The sequence below is a fragment of the Halomarina rubra genome (assembly GCF_023699475.1).
In the GTDB taxonomy this organism is placed as follows: Archaea; Halobacteriota; Halobacteria; order Halobacteriales; family Haloarculaceae; genus Halomarina; species Halomarina rubra.
This window is the reverse complement of sequence record NZ_JALXFV010000008.1, coordinates 424,968-440,898: the sequence shown is the minus strand read 5'-3', so window position 1 is coordinate 440,898 and position 15,931 is coordinate 424,968. Positions and strand designations below refer to the sequence as shown.

Here is a 15,931-nt window from a genome sequence, read left to right as displayed (position 1 = left end):
TCAGGTTCGGAACGACTCGCCACAGCCACACTCGCTCTCGGCGTTGGGGTTCTCGACGTGGAACCCCGCACCCTGCAGGCCGTCCTCGAAGTCGAGCGTCGAGCCGTGGACGTAGCGTTCGCTGGCCGAATCGACGAAGACGCGCAGCCCGTGGTGTTCGGAGACGGTGTCGCCGTCCTCGGGTTCGTTGTCGAAGCGCATCCCGTAGGAGAGGCCGGCACAGCCCCCCTGCTGGACGAACAGGCGAAGGCCGGCGACGTCGGTGTCCAGGCCCTCGCCCGACAGCAGGTCGAGCGCCTTGTCGGCGGCCGACTGGGTCACCACGACGCTCTGGCCGTCGGCGGACGTGCTACTCATACGCAGAGATATCGGGCGGAGGATGGTAAGCCTGACGCCGGTTCGTGTCTCCTCGCAGTCGACGGGTTCACGCCGGAACCGGGTCCGCTTCCAGTCGGTCGCGGAGCGTCTCCAGTTCCGCGCGGAGGCGGCGTGCCATCATCCGGCGCATCAGTGGACCGAACAGCGTGAACAGCACCGTCGTCGTCCGGCCGTCTGACCCCGCGTCGATGGTGTTCGTCACGCGGGTTCCCGTCGGCGTCTCGGCGAGCGTCAACTCGCCCTCGAACGGGAACGGCCCCTCGACCGAGCGGACGCCGTAGCGGCGTTCGGGGTCGTAGTCGGTCACCTCGTACACCATCGGCGACGTGCGTCCGCCGTAGCTGTACTGGCCCTCGTAGCGAGCACCGACGCCCACCTCGTCGCCGACGCGACGGGTGTCGCTCGACCCGACGACCCACTCGTCCATGTTCTCGACGTTCGCGACGTACGCCCAGACGTCCTCGCTCGGTCTGTCGACCTCGATAGCTGCTGTAGCTCTCACGGAGGTTCCTCGACCGTACCGATAGCAAGACCCCAGCATAACGGTTTCGCGGGGCCGTCGCGGCACGTCGCGGCGTGATGTGGCCCTCCACGAGTTCGCACGAAGACGAGACGGTCGGGGATTCAGGAGACCACCCGAACTGATACTCCCGCCGTGCGAGCGGACGGTATGCCCCGTCTCACCGAACTCGCCTCGACCGAGGAGCGCGACGGTGCACTCTCGGTCATGCAGGAACTGTTCCCGTCGCTCGACGCCGAGCGGTTCCGGGAGTTCTTCACCGACGACGACTACCGCCTGTTCGCGCTCGTCGACGACGGACGACCCGTCGCGCTGACGGGCGTCTCCGTCCAGCGCGTGATGCACCACGAACGCCACGTCTGGGTCCACGACCTCGTCGTGACCGAGTCCCGCCGCGGCGAGGGGTTGGGTCGACGACTGCTCGACCACGTCGAGTCGTGGGGCCGTGACCACGACTGCGAGTCGGTGGCGCTCGCGACCGGCGCGGACCGCGACATCGCCCGCCTGTTCTACGAGGAGCAGGGGTACGAGGAGTGGGGTAGCGTCTACGAACGGCGGTTGTGAGCGTCGCTCCGTCCCCGACTACTCCTCGAAACGCTCCTCGACGCTCGCGGCGTGCGCCTCCAACCCCTCCGCACGGGCGAGTCCCGTCACCGTCTCGCGCAGGTCCGCGAGCGCCTCGTGTGAGAGTCGCTGGACGGTCGTCGAGCGCACGAACGTCTCCACCGAGAGACCGCCGGTCACGCGCGCGCCACCGCCGGTCGGCAGGACGTGGTTCGTCCCACTGGCGTAGTCGCCGGCCGCGACGGGCGTGTCGGGGCCGAGGAAGACGCTCCCGGCGTTCGTGATGCGCTCCAGCAGGGCCTCGTCGTCCTCGGCGTGGATGGCGAGGTGCTCGGCGGCGTACTCCTCGATGAACAGCACGGCTTCGGGCATCGACCGGCCGCAGAAGACGCCGCTGGCGTCGCTCGCCAGCGCCTCGCGGATGGTGGCCTCGCGCTCGCGCTCGCCGGCCTGTCGCTCACACGCCTCGCAGACGGCGTCGGCGAGGTCGGGGTCGTCGGTCGCGGCGACGACCGAGGCGTTGGGGTCGTGTTCCGCCTGCGCGACGAGTTCGGCGGCGACGAGGTCGGGGTCCGCGCTCGAATCCGCGAGGACGGCGACCTCCGACGGCCCGGCGAGGAAGTCGATGGCGACGTCGCCGCGGACCTCGGCTTTCGCCGCCGTCACGAACCGGTTGCCCGGCCCGACGATCTTCTCGACGGCCGACACCGTCTCGGTCCCGTAGGCCAGCGCGGCGACGGCCTGTGCGCCGCCGACCTGGTAGATGGCGTCGGCTCCGGCGACGTGCAGCGCCGCGAGCGTGGCCGGGTTCAACTCCTCGGCGGGTGGCGTACACACGGCGACGTGGGGGACCCCCGCGACCTTCGCGGGGAGGACGGTCATCAGCGCGCTGGAGGGGTAGGCGGCCGCACCCCCTGGGACGTACGCGCCGACGCGCTCGATTGGACGGAACCGACGACCCAGCACTCGGCCCGGCGAGAACTCCTCGCGCCAGTCCTCGGGCAACTGCGCCTCGTGGAACTCCCGGACGTTCCTCGCCGCCGTCTCGACGTGCTCGCGAAGTTCGTCGTCGAGGTTCTCGTAGGCCTCCGTGGCGGCGTCGGTCACGTCGATGTTGCCGACCTCCACGTCGTCGAACTCGCTGGCGTACTGTCGCAGCGCGACGTCTCCTTCGGTGCGAACCCGCTCGACGACGTCGCGGGCGGTGTCGGCCGCGTCGCCGACGCCCGCGTCCCGCTCGAACAGCGCGCGGCGCTCGTCGGGACCGAGCGTCGCGATTTCGCGTGTGTCCATGCTCGGGGTTCGGGGGTCGGAGGAAAAACCGTTTCCAAGCCGTGACAGCCGGTGCCGGGTCGTTCCGCGGGGCCTCAGCGCGTCGTGTACCAGACCACGCCGACGACACAGAGGACGAACAGCCCACCCAGTAAGAACGCGAGCGCCGGTTCGGCGACGAGCGCGTCGGCGACCTGCTGGGGGATGCTCTCGGCACCGGTCGCACCGGTGTCCGCGGCCGGTCGGGCGACGTCGGCCGGCGTTTGCGTCGCGGCCTCGGTCGCCTGACCGGCACCGTCGAGCGACGTGGGTGACTCGGTCGCCGCGGGCGCGGCCTCCGTCGCCTGTTCGACGCCGTCGGTCGCCGCGCCGTCGCCGCCGGACGCGATGGAGACGTCGCCGCCACCGCCCCCGTCGGCCGTCGTCACGGCGTCGCCGCCCGTGTCCGCGCCGTCGCCCGTGGCCGCCCCGCCGCCGGCCGCGCCGTCCGCACCGCTGCTGCTCGCGAACTCCCGGTCACCGCCGCCGCCCGACTCCGCCTGCTCGGTCACCGACCGGCCCGTCTGGCTCTCGACGAACCAGCGGAGCGTGGCCGTCCCGACGCCGAGAGCCAGGACGACCCCGAACAGTCGCGACAGCATCGACCGGAGGCGCGAGCGGTCGTCGCGCCGACCGGCGAACAGGACGACGGCCTCGCTCGTCGGCGCGTAGACGGTCATCTCCGTGCCCTTCTCGGAGTAGCCGACGCCGGCCGGTTCGATGAGGGCGGCCTCTTCGAGTTTGTCGAGGTGGTAGTGGACGTTCTGGAGTGACGTGCCGACCGAGTCGCGGACCTCCGAGGGCGTCAACGGCTGTTCGTACAGCGCGGCCAACACCTCGCGGGTCGTCGAGGAGGAGAGCACCTCGAACGTCTCGTCGGCGTCCTCGCCGGCCAGACCGACCACCCGTGGCTCGTCCGGTTCGGCGGTGGACTCCCCACGGAGCGGCAGCAGGCTCATTACTCGCTCCTACCGTTCACGTAACTAAACGTCTTCTGAAGGCTCAAACGGAGTTTTGATGCTCGGGTCACGGGCCGTCGCTCCCGTTAGGAGGGGGTTTACTCGAGCGCTGCCAGACCGGTCCAGGCGAGCACGCCACGGACGAACAGGAAGATGACGAGGCCGGCCGCGACGAACGTCGTCGGTGCGGCGAGCAGGCGGGCGGTCCGGAACCCGACGAACCCACGGGTCGTCCCGAGGATGACGAAGCTCACCAGTATCAGCCCGAACGCGAGGACCGCGAGCTTCCCGTAGGTCTGGTGGCGCACGGTCGGAGGTGGGAGCGGGGGCGTAATGAGCGGTGCGCTTCGACCGGTGGTGCGACCACGTCGGATGCGGCCACGACCGGTCGGTGGTGCTCGTCCGGGTCGATGTCGTCTGCCGACCGACGGCGTGGCAGTCACTCCTCTATCTTCGCCGCGATGTGTTCGAACACGGCTGCGTGGTCCTCCTGTGGACTGAACAGGACGAACTCCGTGTCCTCGTCGACCCAGAGCGTGTGCCCCGGAGGCCAGTAGAACAGGTCACCGGCCCCGTCGACCTCCTCTGAGCCGTCGGAGTAGCGGACGTTGATCTCACCCTCGACGACGTACCCCCAGTGAGGGCACTGGCAGGTGTCGTCCTCCAGCCCCTCCAGCAGGGGCGTCAGGTCCGTTCCCGCACCGAGTCGCAGGTGCTCTGCGGCCAGTTCGCCGTAGTCGGCCGCCGAACCGAACCCCGTCTCGTGGCGGACGGTCGTCTCGGGAGTCTCCATCACGACTGTCAGGTCCTCTTTCGTCTCTTGCATCGGATTCACCCGTGGACAGCGAGCGAGGCTACGGGGGAGGGGTAGATGTAGTCGACGCGTGAGGTTCCGTCGACGACTGACGGTCGAGCAGGTCACGCCCGACGGTCACGCCCTGCTGCGTCGACGTGGCGCTCGGGAGTCCGCGGCGGTCGGGCGGTCACCCTGTGGGAAGTCCGCTCGCGAGCGGTCGAGCCTCCGTTCTGTACGATTCGAACGTCGACTCGGCCCACTCGTACGCCTCGACCGCGGCGGTGTCGAGGAGCACCTGGACCGTCCCGTTGGTGGGGTCGTGGCCGCTGACCGCGACACGGTCGTCGAACAGGGCGACACCGTAGCCCGGGAGGCCGTCGTGGACCCAGACCCGAAGGTTGCCGCTCTCCAGCGGGCCCGAACAGTGGTCGCCGTACCTCGCGAGGACGTAGTCCGCGGCGTCGGGTGGGTCGACGATATCGGTGTCCATCCCGTCGACGATGCCCGCCGCGAGCGCGTCCCGACACGGTTCGAGCAGGGCGACCTCGTGGCCGACGAACCGGAACCGGTCGGTTCCCCGAAGCAGCGTCTCGAACCGGTTGACGGGTCCGTAGGGGTTGTCGACCGTCGCGTCGGTGACGACCGCCTCTCGACCCATCTCGACGGTGAACCCGCTCTCCTCGGGCGGGAGCCACTCCCAGACGGTTCGAAGTCGCCGCTCGGTCGCGACCCGTTCGATGAGCTCTCGCATCCCCTCCGCGACGAACACCCCCAGCGCCGTCGCCTCGTAGTGTCCGTCCGTCCGGGTGATCCACTGTCGGGCCTCGAACTCGCGAAGCGTTCGCCGCACCGTCGAGTTCGACCCCTCGGTCAGCGCCTTGAGCGCTCGCCGGCTACGGGGTCGGTCGGCGAGCGCGACGAGCGCCGTGACCCGGTGGTCCGACCGGGCGAGGAACTCGACGTCGTCGAGTGGTGCGCTCGTGTCAGATGGTAGCATGGTACAGCTACCTCGACCACCGACATAGCACTTCTGTCCCTCATCAGAGGTCGAGACTCGTCCGACCACCGAGTCGAGCGACGGACGCACGGAGCCGAGACTCGGCCGTACGGGTCGGCGGTGGCGTCGCTGGTCGTGTGAGGAGTGTCGCCCGGAACACTAACGTCCGACCTCATCCCGGGGCGGCGTGCCGCGTCGGTCGGGAAACCCTCGTGCCGGGCGGGTCGCGCTACGCGCGACCGGACGTCGCGCCGGTGAGACCGGCGAGACGCGAGGTTTCCGAAGAAACCCCATCAGTAGTGGTGCGTGACGTGCGACCAGTCGCGAGGGTTCGACGAACCCTCGAACAGCGGCCGATGACGCCGGCGAGACGCGCGGTCGGTCGCGACCCGTGTCGCGTGCCCGGGTTCGTCGCTCCGTCACGGTCCCGCGAGGCGGGTCTCGGGGCGAGGACTAAAGGCACGCACTCTGCGTTGTCGAAGCGGGCGGAAAAGCCTGTCTACGTCGGGGTCGCGACTCGTCGGCTCAGACGGCGTACTCGTCTTCGGTGATCTGGACGTACCCCTTTCCGAACCGCCGTCGGTGACGGTAGTACCGGCCGAACAGGCTCAGCCCCGAGACGCCCGCTCGCACCGAACTCTTGAGGTCGAACGCGTTCCCTCGCTCGACGATGCCACGGGCGGCGGCGAACTCGCGGTCCCAGTCGTCCGGGCCGAGGCCACGGGCGAGTTCGGCGAATGCGAGGTTGCGGACGACCTCCTCGCCGATGGCGTGTTTCCACTCGCTGTTGTACGCCCGCATCGTGTCGTTGGCCGCGAGCCGTCCCGCGATGGCTCCCGTTCGGACGGCGACGTGGTCGCCGCCCTCGTGGAACGCGCTGGTCGCGCCCATCGCGCCGCCGACGACGGCGACGTTGGCGACGGTCGGCGAGTCGATGGGCATCGTCGAGGAGATGGGGTAGGTCTCCGTGCCGTTCTGCTTCCCGCGGTCGGTGACCAGCGGGAAGTCCGAGAGGTCGTACTCGGGGTAGGCCATCTCGAACAGACGTTCGAGGTACACCTTCCCCTGCGGGATGCGCTCGTCCTCGGCGCGGAGCAGTCGGTACCGCTCGCGGTTCGGGACCGTCGAGAGGTCCATCCCGATGGGCATCGTCAGGCCGACGCGGGCGACGGTGCCGTCGTTCGGGAACACCCACGGGTAGGCGGTGTGACCGGGCATGACGCCCCACCAGAACTTGATGCGGTCCTCCTCGAACGCCTCGGCCGGGAACTCGCGGTACTCCTGGTAGGCGATGTGGTTCGCCTTCGGTGAGGCGAGTTTCTCGACGGTCCCGTGGGGGAGCAGCGGGTCGAGCACCCGACTCGTGACGGTGCGCTGGGGGCCGTCGGCGAGGATGAGGTGGTCGGTCCGGAGTTCGGTGCCGTCCCGGAGTACGAGCGTGTGGGTCGGCCCGGAGAAGTCCGTCTGGACCTCGCGGACACCGTTGCCGACGCGGTACTCCGCGCCCGCGTCCTCACAGCGCTGGCGAAGCCAGTCGTCGAACTTCGAGCGGTGCATCGTGAACCCGAAGTTGGGGTAGGAGGACGACTGACCGGTCGAGGTGATGGTCACCGACTCGTTCGGGCCGAGGAACTCCGCGGCGTGGAGTTCGCGCGCCTTCACCCACTCGGGGATGTCCTCGTCGAAGTCCATCATGTCGACCCAGTAGTCGAGGATGCCCGCCGCGTCCGTCGAGTCGGGACCGAGTTCCTCGCGGTCCGCGCGGGGGACGCCCTTCTCGACGACCACCGTCTCCGCACCCGCCGTCGCCGCTGCGTGGGCCGCGGAGGTTCCGGCAGGGCCACCGCCGACGATGGCCACGTCCACGTGTTGCATATCACCTGTCGGCGTGCGTGAGGACTTAAGCGGCGTGGCTTTCCCCCGAGCGAGGCAGTCGCCGGTATCGACATACACCCCCCGGCCGAACGGCGAGTATGACCGACCTACTCGTGCTGCGCCGTGGCGTCCACGGCATCCCCGTCGAGGAGTACGCCGCCGCACTCCGGGATCGACTCCCCGACCACGACGTCGAACTCGCCCGGACGCCCGCCGAGGAACGGGCGGCCATCGCCGACGCGCCCGTCGTCACCGGTGTCGACGTGTCGGAGTCGCTGCTGGACCGCGCCACCGACCTGCGACTGTTCGCAGGGATGTACGCCGGCTACGGCCACCTTCCGATGGACGAACTGCGCGACCGAGACGTCGCCGTGACGACCGCCTCGGGTGTCCACGGACCGAACGTCGCCGAACACGCCCTCGCGTCCATCCTCGCGTTCGTCCAGTCGTTCCCGACGGCGTTCGAGCGCCAGCGCAACCGGGAGTGGCGGCACTTCCAGACCCACGAACTCGCGGGGGCGACGGTCACCGTCGTCGGTCTCGGGGCCATCGGGCGCGGCGTCGTCGAGCGCCTGCAGGGGTTCGACGTCGAGACCGTCGGTGTCCGCCGTTCGCCGGACGCGGGCGGTCCGGCCGACGAGGTGGTCGGTCCCGACCGACTGGACGACGTCCTCGCGCGAACCGACTACCTCGTCCTCGCCTGTCCGCTCACCGACGAGACCCGCGGACTGGTCGACGAGTCGTCGTTCCGGACGCTCCCACCCGAGGCCGTCCTCGTCAACGTCGCACGCGGCCCGGTCGTCGACACCGACGCGCTGGTCGCCGCGCTTCGCTCTGGCGAGATTCGAGGGGCCGCCCTCGACGTGACAGACCCCGAACCGCTCCCCGAGGACCACCCGCTGTGGGGTCTCTCGAACGTCATCGTCACTCCCCACAACTCGGGGCACACGCCACGCTACTACGAGCGGCTCGCGGACATCGTCGCCGAGAACGTCCGACGCGTCGACGAGACCGGTCGCTACGAGGACCTGCGGAACCAGGTCGCCTGAGTCTACGATGGTGCGACCGCGACGGGACGACGAGCGCTGGCCGCGGCCGCCGGCCGCCCGCTTCGAGGAGCCGTGAGTCCCGACTGGGACCGTCGGACCGGCCCCCGACCCGTCCTCCTGCTCGGCATCTGCGTCGGCCTCGTCCCCCTGCTGAAGGCGCTCGGTGGCGAGGCGTGGCGCTTCGGCTACAACTACCGGGTCTACCACTCCACCGCGGCCGCGGTCCTCGACGGCGGGCCGCTGTACGGCGTCGGCTACTCCGCTGTCGAGTCGTTCCACTACCTCTACCCCCCGGTGACGGTACTCGCGTTCGTCCCCTTCCTCGCGGTCGGCGAGTTGGCCGGCTACCTGCTCCACACCGCCGGCACCGTCCTCGTCGGGGCGGCCCTCGCGTGGCTCGTCGTCCGGTACGTCGACGGGAGCCTCTGGGACGACGGTGCGGCCACGTCCCCCGAGGCGGCCGCCGACGCCGACGGGACCACCCCGGTCGCACTCACTCGCCTCGACGCGGTGCTCGTCGGTGGGTACGTCCTCGCTTCCGTCCACGCGATGCCCTCAACGCTGTTCGGACAGGTCAACACGCACATCGCCGCGGCGTTCGGCGCGGGCGTCGTGGCGCTCGACCGCGACCGCGGCGGGGCCGCGGGCGTCGCGTTCGGTCTCGCCGGGTTCCTGAAGGTGTTCCCCGCCGCCGTCGGTGTCTGGCTGCTTCGGCGGCGGGCGTGGCGGGCCGTCGTCGGGGCCGTCGCCACTGCGGGCGTCGGGTTCGCTCTCGGCCTCCTCGCGTTCGGTCCCGGCACGACGCGGTCGTACGTCGAGACGGTGTTACTAGGTCAGTCACGCAGCGCGGCGTTCGCCGGCGGGGTCGCCCTGGAAGCGTCGTACACGACACTCCTCCGCCCGCTCTCGGTCGTCGCTCCCGAACTGGACCCGGCGGTGATGACGCTCCTCGCCGCGGGCCTCCTCGCACCGGTCGTGGCGGTCACCTACCGACGGCAGACGACGCGTCTCGACCGCCTCGTCGCCGTCTACGTCACGCTGGTCGCGACGCTGCTGGTCTTACCGTCGTACCCCATCTACTACGCCTACACGTTCTTCCCGCAGGTGGCGTGCTGTTACCTGTTGACCGGGCGACCGCGACGACTGTTCCTCCTCGGCGTCGCGGTGACGAACCTCCCGGTCGGACTGGCGAGCCTCCGGACGTACGGTCCCGGCGTCGTCGGCGGGGTGACCGACCCGCTCCTGGCGACGGTCGACGGCCCGCTCACGCTGGCGAGCGTCCACCTCTACGGATTGCTCGTGACGCTGTTGGCCTGCGTGGTGTACGAACGAGAACGAGAGGAGAACGGCCCACCGGTCGAGAGCGAGTGAGGGCCGAAGCGAGACCGGGGTATGTGGACGCACCCGAGGCTCGGTGGTGGGGTCTGTTATACGCACTGAATGTCGAGTGTCTCACACCGTGAGACATCTCCGCGCCGTCAGGCGGTTTCGAGGACGCGCGCAGAGGCTCGGTACTCCTCGAACAGGTCCGTCGCCCACTCGACCAGCGGGGCCTCTCCGGCGTCGAGGGAGGCTCGGAACCGGCCCTCCGTGTCGTAGGCCGCGACCATCGCGCGCTCGCCGAACAGCGAGATGCCGAAGTCGAGGTCGTCCTCGACGACGTAGAGACTGAAGCTGTCCGTCGCCATCGCGGCGGCGTGGTTCTCCGGGGTGACCTCCTCGGCGGCCGCGAGCGTCTGTTCGTCGATGACGAGGTCGATGGAGACACCCGCCTCCACCAGCGGGCGGTGGACCTCGTTGAAAACCGGGCTCAACACCGGGCAGATACCGCAGAGTCGGTCGATGTCGGTCCGTTCGAGGAGCGATGTGTACCGGTCGATGGGTGCGTGGGGTGTCTTCGCGGTCGCCGTCGTCGCCGTCGCCGTCCGGAGTGCGGCGACCGGGAGGTCGGCGGTCACGGTGTCGAGTAGCGACAGCGGCGACCCGACCTCCTCGACCGTCTCGACGACGTCGGTGAGGTTCCGGTACGCACGGAGGACGAACAGTCCCGCCCCGGTGAGTCGATACTCGCCGTCGCGCTTCTCGACCCACCCTCGGTCGTCGAGGCCGCTCAGCGCGCGCTGGACGGTCGCTCGCGAGGCGGAGAGCGAGCGTTCGAGTTCGCAGGGGCGTGCCGACCCGCCGCGCAACGCCTCCATCGTACCGACGCGGTGTTCGGAACCGACGAGAAACGCGACCCGTTCTCTCGCACTCATTGGCCCCTCTGCGGACGCCGATGGTATGACGCTTTCGTGCGAGGGGCCGCCCGAACGCGAGGTGTCAACACGTGCCACAAGTTTATCGGGCCGTGCGTCCACCGACGAACATGGCAGTCGACGACGACCTGGACGCGGTGTGGACCCCCGCCGCGTCGGCGGGGTCACTCGACCTCCACCGACCCGACGTGGACGAGTACCGCCGACTCGCGGCGGACCTCCGCCGTGTCGTGAAAGGAACGGTGGCGTTCGACGAGTACGCACAGGTGTTGTACGCGACCGACGGCAGTATCTACCAGGCCAGACCGGCGGGGGTCGTCTGTCCGCGCGACACCGCCGACGTGCAGGCGGCGGTCGGCGTCGCCGCCGACCACGGCGTCCCCGTCCTCCCCCGGGGCGCGGGGTCGTCGCTGGCCGGTCAGGCCGTCGGTCCGGGCTGTGTCGTCCTCGACGTCTCCCGGCACATGGACGACATCCTCGACGTGGACCCAGCGGCACGCCGTGCGACCGTCCAACCCGGTGTCGTGCAGGACCACCTCGACGCCGCCCTCGAACCGCACGGTCTGAAGTTCGCGCCGGATCCCGCCTCCTCGAACCGGGCGACCGTCGGCGGCGGTATCGGCAACAACTCGACGGGCGCGCACTCGGTGCGCTACGGCATCACCGACGCCTACACCGAGGCGTTGAAGGTCGTGCTCTCGGACGGGTCGCTGATTCGGACTCGTGACGTGGTGCTCGACTCGGCGGAGTACGACGACATCGTCTCGCGGGACACGCTCGAAGCCGACCTCTACGAAGCCGTCCGCGAACTGGTCGAGACCAACGCAGCCGAGATATCCGAGAAGTACCCGAAACTCAAGCGCTCGGTGTCGGGGTACAACCTCCACAAGGTGATTCGGGAGGCCGACGACGACGAGGACGGCGAGTACGTCGTCAACCTCTCGAAGCTGTTCGTCGGCGCGGAGGGGACGCTCGGCGTCGTCGTCGAGGCGACCGTCTCGCTGGTGACTCGTCCCGAGGAGAGCGCGCTGGCGATGTACTGCTTCGCGGACCTCGTCGAGGCGATGCAGGCCGTGCCCGAGGCCCTGGAGTTCGACGTGAGCGCCGTCGAACTGATGGACGACGAGGTGTTCCGCCTCGCCGCCGCGTCGGAGGGGTACGCACAGTACGTCGAACAGGTGCCCGAGGGGACCGAGGCCGCGCTGTTGCTGGAGTTCGACTCGGAGGTCGTCACGGCGGACGCGGCGACCGAGGAGACCGACGAGGGGACCGACGGACCCGCTCCCCAGCGCCGTGCGTTCGAGGCGGCCGTCGCCGAGACGACGGCCCGGTTCGTCGGCGAGGGCGACGCCTTCGACGTGGTCGAGGCGTACACCGACGAGGCACAGGCCGACATCTGGAAGCTCCGGAAGGCCGCGATTCCGCTCCTGATGAGCATGGACGGCGACCCCAAACCGTACCCGTTCATCGAGGACGCCACGGTGCCCCCCGAACACCTCGCCGCGTACGTCCAGGAGTTCCAGCAGGTGCTCGCGAATCACGGCACTTCGGCGGCGTACTTCGCGCACGCCGGCAGCGGGACGCTCCACATCCGGCCCATCCTCAACCTGAAGACCGAGGGCGGCGTCGAGGCGCTCCACTCCATCACCGACGACGTGACCGACCTGGTTCTGGAGTACCACGGCGCGTTCTCGGGCGAACACGGCGACGGGATGGCCCGAACCGAGTTCTCCCCGAAGATGTACGGGCCCGACCTCTGGGCCGCGTTCAAGGAGCTGAAGACCGCCTTCGACCCCGACTGGCTGTTCCACCCGGGCAACGTCGTCTACCGCGACGGCCCCGACGACGTCGGCCCCGACTCCGAGCGCGGCGTCGGTGCGGACAACCGCTCGCACCTCCGGTACGGCCCCGAGTACCAGTCGCTCGAACCGCAGACCGCCCTCGACTTCGACGACGACGGCGGGTTCGCCCACCTCGTCGAACTGTGCAACGGCTGTGGCACCTGCCGCCAGACCCGCTCGGACGTGATGTGCCCGACGTATCGCGCCTCGAAGGAGGAGGTCCAGACGACCCGCGGCCGTGCGAACATGCTCCGGGCGGCCATCTCCGGCGAGTTACCGCCCGACGAGCTGTACTCCGAGCGGTTCCAGTCGGAGGTGCTCGACCTCTGTGTCGGCTGTAAGGGCTGTGCGAGCGACTGCCCGACCGGTGTCGACCTCGCGAAGCTGAAAGCCGAGGTGAAACACCAGTACCACGAACGGGAGGGCTCGGGCGTCCGCGAGCGACTGTTCGCCAACATCGACACGCTGTCGCGGGTCGGCAGTGCGCTCGCTCCGCTGTCGAACGTCGCTCCCCACCTCCCTGGCGCGCGCACGGCGATGGAGCGCACCGTCGGTATCGCCGCCGACCGAGAACTCCCGACGTTCACCCGCCACACCCTCACGCGCTGGTTCGAGTCGCGCGGCGGGTCACGGGTGCCGTACCACGAAACCGACCGTCGCGTCCTGCTGGTGCCCGACACCTACACGAACTACTCGTACCCCGAACCGGGGAAGGCGGCCGTGCGTGTCCTCGAAGCGGCGGGCTGTCACGTCGCGCTCCCCGAGGGCGTCGGCCCGAGCGGGCGGGCGGCGTACTCGAAGGGCTTTCTCGACCTCGCTCGCGACCGCGCCGAGCACAACGTCGAGACGCTCGCTCCGCGCGTCCGCGAGGGCTGGGACGTGGTGTTCGTCGAACCCTCCGACGCCGTCATGTACCAGGACGAGTACCGCGACCTGCTGGCGGGCCCGGACGTCGAGACGGTCGCGGGGGCCACCTACGGCGTCTGTGCGTACCTCGACGAGACGGGTTTGGCCGCGGAGACGGGCTTCGCCGAAGACGCCGGCCCGGTCGCGTACCACGGCCACTGCAATCAGAAGGCGACCAACACCGACCACCACGCCGTCGCGGTCCTGCTCGCGGCGGGCTACGACGTGGACCGTCTCGACTCCTCGTGTTGTGGGATGGCCGGCAGTTTCGGCTACGAGGCCGAACACTACGACCTCTCGCAGGCCATCGGCGACCGACTGTTCGGACAGGTCGCCGCCTCGCCCGCCGACCGAGTGTGCGCGCCCGGCGGGTCCTGTCGCTCGCAACTCGGGGACCGCCCCGGTGAGACGATGCCGACCCACCCCATCGAACTCGTCGCCGAGGCGCTGACTGACCGGCCCGAGCGCCCCGGCGGCGAGGCCGACGCCGAGTCCGACCGCTCGCTCGCGGGAGCGGTCGCGGGGCTGTTCGGCCGGCTGAGCCGCTGAGGAGCGGGTCGGACTCAGCCGAGCGGTTCGACCAGTTCGACGACGTTGCCGTCGGGGTCTTCGAGGAACGCCGTGCGCGCACCGGCCTCGGGTTGGTCGCTCGGCTCCTCGACGACGCCGTGGTTCTCGACGGCCTCGAACGTCGCGTCGACGCTCTCGACGCCGAGTGCGAGGTGGTCGAGGCGCTCTTCGACGGGAATCTCCTCCTGCCCGTCGGTCTCGGTCAACTGGAGTTCGAAGCCGTTCTCGTCGGTGACGTAGACGTGGCGCTGGTCGCCCGCCGAGAACTGCCACGAGCGTTCGAAGTCGAGTTGCTCGACGTACCAGTCGGCGCTCGCGTCGGCGTCGGTGACGAACAGGCAGACGTGGATGCTGTGCATGCTCGATTCCTGTGCCGTGACCACATAACTCGCGGTGTCGCGGCGGAACCTGCGAACGTCGCCGGGGACGACCCGAACCGTTTTCTATCGGGAATCGAACGTGTCGGTATGCGTATCGAAGCGGTCGTAGCGTTCGTCTTCGCGGTGACCGCCATCACCGCGTCGACCGTCGTCGGCTGTGTCGGCGGGATGGTTCTCGTCCACAGCGAGCCGTACGCGCGACTCGTCGGCGTCCTGACGTTCGGGAGCGAGTTCGGAACGGTCGTCGTCAGGGGTCTCACCTTCCTCGGGAGCGCACTCGGTCTCACCGCGGCCACGATTCGGTGGACCAACCAGTTCGACGAGGTCCGCCACCTCTGGGCACGAATCGACGGGTTCTGAACGCTCGTCTAGATGTAGCCGCTGTCGGCCAGTAGTTCGCCGTTGAGGACGCTCGCACCCGCTGCGCCGCGGAGCGTGTTGTGCGCGAGGCAGTTGTACTGCACCCCGCCCGACGTCTCGCGGAACCCACCCGCGGTGACGGCCATCCCGTCGCCGCGCATCCGGTCGAGCCGTGGCTGTGGGCGGTCCGGCTCCTCGAAGACGTGGATGAGCGGGTCGGGCGAGGACGGCAGGTCGAGGCTCGGGAACTCGCGCAGGGCGTCGGCCGCGTCCTCGGTCGTGACGTCCTCGCCGAGGTCCGCCCAGACGTTCTCCAGGTGGCCGTCGAGCGTCGGGATGCGGTTACACGAGGCGGCGACGTCGGCGTCGTGCCACGACACCGCCGCGCCGTCGAAGCCGCCGAGCAGTTTGCGGGCTTCGGACTCCATCTTCTGTTCCTCCCCGCCGATGTGCGGGATGGCGTTGTCGATGATCTCCATCGAGGAGACGCCGTCGTAGCCCGCCCCCGACACCGCTTGGAGGGTCGAGACGCGGACGGCGTCCAGTTCGAACGCGCGGTCCAGCGCCGCGAGCGTCGGCACCATCGTGATGGTCGAGCAGTTGGGGTTCTTCACGAGCGCGCCGTCCCAGCCGCGTTCGTCGCGCTGGACTTCGAGGAGGTCGATGTGGTCGGCGTTCACCTCGGGGACGACGAGCGGCACGTCGTCGGCGGTGCGGTCGTTCGAGGAGTTCGAGGAGACGACGTAGCCCGCTTCACAGAGGCCGGGTTCGACGCGCTCGCCGACCGACGACGGGAGCGAGGAGAACAACAGGTCGACGTCGTCGGGGATGTCGTCGGCGTCGGTCCGTCGGACGGTCATCTCGGCCACCGCGTCGGGGATGGCGAAGTCGAGTCGCCACTTGGCGGCCTCGCGGTAGCTCTTCCCCGCGCTGTCGTCGCTCGCGGTGAGCGCGACGAGGTCGAACTCCGGGTGTGGGTCGAGAAGCTGTACGAGTCGCTGGCCGACGGCCCCGGTCGCACCGAGGATACCGACAGTGTGAGACATTGCCGTGGCTCCGGACGTGCGGGCAAAAACGGTTGTGATATGGGCGGAATCGGACGCCAACGGACAGTCCTGTTCGTTGTCACGCCGTCGCAGAGTGACAGACCGACTCCGACTGGACCGTCGT

General features: G+C 69.6%; 16 protein-coding genes. 5 read left to right on the top strand and 11 right to left on the bottom strand.

Annotation, left to right across the window (positions count from 1 at the left end; genetic code table 11):
- The gene (locus M1L36_RS17195) at positions 1 to 357 is read right to left on the bottom strand and encodes a HesB/IscA family protein (RefSeq protein ID WP_250874965.1); all 357 of its coding nucleotides are present in this window, start codon (positions 355 to 357) and stop codon (positions 1 to 3) included.
- A gap of 67 nt (positions 358 to 424) precedes the next feature.
- On the bottom strand, positions 425 to 880 hold the full coding sequence (locus tag M1L36_RS17190) for an SRPBCC family protein (protein ID WP_250874964.1): 456 nt from the start codon (positions 878 to 880) through the stop codon (positions 425 to 427).
- 168 nt (positions 881 to 1,048) lie between these two features.
- Here M1L36_RS17190 and M1L36_RS17185 point away from each other — a divergent pair, with 168 nt between their 5' ends.
- Positions 1,049 to 1,462, top strand: a complete 414-nt coding sequence (locus M1L36_RS17185) for a GNAT family N-acetyltransferase (RefSeq protein WP_250874963.1) — start codon at positions 1,049 to 1,051, stop codon at positions 1,460 to 1,462.
- An 18-nt stretch (positions 1,463 to 1,480) separates the two neighbouring features.
- Here the strand turns inward: M1L36_RS17185 and hisD are convergent, their stop codons facing one another.
- The 6 genes from hisD to M1L36_RS17155 all read right to left on the bottom strand — a co-directional run bounded on the left by hisD (position 1,481) and on the right by M1L36_RS17155 (position 7,400).
- A complete protein-coding gene (hisD, locus tag M1L36_RS17180) occupies positions 1,481 to 2,755 on the bottom strand; it encodes a histidinol dehydrogenase (RefSeq protein ID WP_250874962.1) in 1,275 nt (424 codons plus the stop codon).
- 74 nt (positions 2,756 to 2,829) lie between these two features.
- Entirely contained in the window at positions 2,830 to 3,732 is a 903-nt protein-coding gene (locus tag M1L36_RS17175) for an ArsR/SmtB family transcription factor (protein ID WP_250874961.1), read from the bottom strand.
- A gap of 98 nt (positions 3,733 to 3,830) precedes the next feature.
- The gene (locus M1L36_RS17170) at positions 3,831 to 4,040 is read right to left on the bottom strand and encodes a hypothetical protein (protein ID WP_250874960.1); all 210 of its coding nucleotides are present in this window, start codon (positions 4,038 to 4,040) and stop codon (positions 3,831 to 3,833) included.
- Between the two features lie 131 nt (positions 4,041 to 4,171).
- A complete protein-coding gene (locus M1L36_RS17165; RefSeq protein WP_250874959.1) occupies positions 4,172 to 4,558 on the bottom strand; it encodes a cupin domain-containing protein in 387 nt (128 codons plus the stop codon).
- Positions 4,559 to 4,715: 157 nt separating this feature from the next.
- Positions 4,716 to 5,525 carry a helix-turn-helix transcriptional regulator gene (locus tag M1L36_RS17160; RefSeq protein ID WP_250874958.1) on the bottom strand — a complete coding sequence of 270 codons (810 nt, stop codon included), beginning with the start codon at positions 5,523 to 5,525 and terminating at the stop codon, positions 4,716 to 4,718.
- 525 nt (positions 5,526 to 6,050) lie between these two features.
- Positions 6,051 to 7,400, bottom strand: a complete 1,350-nt coding sequence (locus tag M1L36_RS17155; protein ID WP_250874957.1) for an NAD(P)/FAD-dependent oxidoreductase — start codon at positions 7,398 to 7,400, stop codon at positions 6,051 to 6,053.
- Between the two features lie 98 nt (positions 7,401 to 7,498).
- Here M1L36_RS17155 and M1L36_RS17150 point away from each other — a divergent pair, with 98 nt between their 5' ends.
- Together M1L36_RS17150 and M1L36_RS17145 are read left to right on the top strand one after the other, a co-directional pair.
- Positions 7,499 to 8,449, top strand: coding sequence for a D-2-hydroxyacid dehydrogenase (locus tag M1L36_RS17150; RefSeq protein ID WP_250874956.1), 951 nt, complete (start codon positions 7,499 to 7,501; stop codon positions 8,447 to 8,449).
- A 72-nt stretch (positions 8,450 to 8,521) separates the two neighbouring features.
- Positions 8,522 to 9,820, top strand: coding sequence for a glycosyltransferase family 87 protein (locus M1L36_RS17145; RefSeq protein WP_250874955.1), 1,299 nt, complete (start codon positions 8,522 to 8,524; stop codon positions 9,818 to 9,820).
- A gap of 107 nt (positions 9,821 to 9,927) precedes the next feature.
- On the opposite strand, the gene M1L36_RS17140 is transcribed toward M1L36_RS17145, so the two are convergent.
- Positions 9,928 to 10,704, bottom strand: a complete 777-nt coding sequence (locus M1L36_RS17140; RefSeq protein WP_250874954.1) for a helix-turn-helix transcriptional regulator — start codon at positions 10,702 to 10,704, stop codon at positions 9,928 to 9,930.
- 110 nt (positions 10,705 to 10,814) lie between these two features.
- On the opposite strand from M1L36_RS17140, the gene M1L36_RS17135 reads away from it, so the two are divergent.
- On the top strand, positions 10,815 to 14,000 hold the full coding sequence (locus M1L36_RS17135) for an FAD-binding and (Fe-S)-binding domain-containing protein (protein ID WP_250874953.1): 3,186 nt from the start codon (positions 10,815 to 10,817) through the stop codon (positions 13,998 to 14,000).
- 14 nt (positions 14,001 to 14,014) lie between these two features.
- Here M1L36_RS17135 and M1L36_RS17130 read toward each other — a convergent pair whose 3' ends face one another.
- Complete coding sequence (locus M1L36_RS17130; RefSeq protein WP_250874952.1) at positions 14,015 to 14,380, bottom strand: VOC family protein; 366 nt, start codon at positions 14,378 to 14,380, stop codon at positions 14,015 to 14,017.
- Positions 14,381 to 14,488: 108 nt separating this feature from the next.
- On the opposite strand from M1L36_RS17130, the gene M1L36_RS17125 reads away from it, so the two are divergent.
- The gene (locus M1L36_RS17125; protein WP_250874951.1) at positions 14,489 to 14,761 is read left to right on the top strand and encodes a hypothetical protein; all 273 of its coding nucleotides are present in this window, start codon (positions 14,489 to 14,491) and stop codon (positions 14,759 to 14,761) included.
- Between the two features lie 8 nt (positions 14,762 to 14,769).
- On the opposite strand, the gene asd is transcribed toward M1L36_RS17125, so the two are convergent.
- The gene (gene asd / locus M1L36_RS17120) at positions 14,770 to 15,807 is read right to left on the bottom strand and encodes an aspartate-semialdehyde dehydrogenase (RefSeq protein ID WP_250874950.1); all 1,038 of its coding nucleotides are present in this window, start codon (positions 15,805 to 15,807) and stop codon (positions 14,770 to 14,772) included.
- Positions 15,808 to 15,931 lie beyond the last annotated feature (124 nt).

What these genes read in the sequence shown, in the direction of transcription:
- M1L36_RS17175 (WP_250874961.1), bottom strand. Translation starts at nt 3,732, where the DNA reads ATGAGCCTGCTGCCGCTCCGTGGGGAGTCCACCGCCGAACCGGACGAG.
- M1L36_RS17185 (WP_250874963.1), top strand. Translation starts at nt 1,049, where the DNA reads ATGCCCCGTCTCACCGAACTCGCCTCGACCGAGGAGCGCGACGGTGCA.
- M1L36_RS17195 (WP_250874965.1), bottom strand. Translation starts at nt 357, where the DNA reads ATGAGTAGCACGTCCGCCGACGGCCAGAGCGTCGTGGTGACCCAGTCG.
- M1L36_RS17150 (WP_250874956.1), top strand. Translation starts at nt 7,499, where the DNA reads ATGACCGACCTACTCGTGCTGCGCCGTGGCGTCCACGGCATCCCCGTC.
- asd (WP_250874950.1), bottom strand. Translation starts at nt 15,807, where the DNA reads ATGTCTCACACTGTCGGTATCCTCGGTGCGACCGGGGCCGTCGGCCAG.
- M1L36_RS17130 (WP_250874952.1), bottom strand. Translation starts at nt 14,380, where the DNA reads ATGCACAGCATCCACGTCTGCCTGTTCGTCACCGACGCCGACGCGAGC.
- M1L36_RS17160 (WP_250874958.1), bottom strand. Translation starts at nt 5,525, where the DNA reads ATGCTACCATCTGACACGAGCGCACCACTCGACGACGTCGAGTTCCTC.
- M1L36_RS17165 (WP_250874959.1), bottom strand. Translation starts at nt 4,558, where the DNA reads ATGCAAGAGACGAAAGAGGACCTGACAGTCGTGATGGAGACTCCCGAG.
- M1L36_RS17125 (WP_250874951.1), top strand. Translation starts at nt 14,489, where the DNA reads ATGCGTATCGAAGCGGTCGTAGCGTTCGTCTTCGCGGTGACCGCCATC.
- M1L36_RS17135 (WP_250874953.1), top strand. Translation starts at nt 10,815, where the DNA reads ATGGCAGTCGACGACGACCTGGACGCGGTGTGGACCCCCGCCGCGTCG.
- hisD (WP_250874962.1), bottom strand. Translation starts at nt 2,755, where the DNA reads ATGGACACACGCGAAATCGCGACGCTCGGTCCCGACGAGCGCCGCGCG.
- M1L36_RS17140 (WP_250874954.1), bottom strand. Translation starts at nt 10,704, where the DNA reads ATGAGTGCGAGAGAACGGGTCGCGTTTCTCGTCGGTTCCGAACACCGC.
- M1L36_RS17155 (WP_250874957.1), bottom strand. Translation starts at nt 7,400, where the DNA reads ATGCAACACGTGGACGTGGCCATCGTCGGCGGTGGCCCTGCCGGAACC.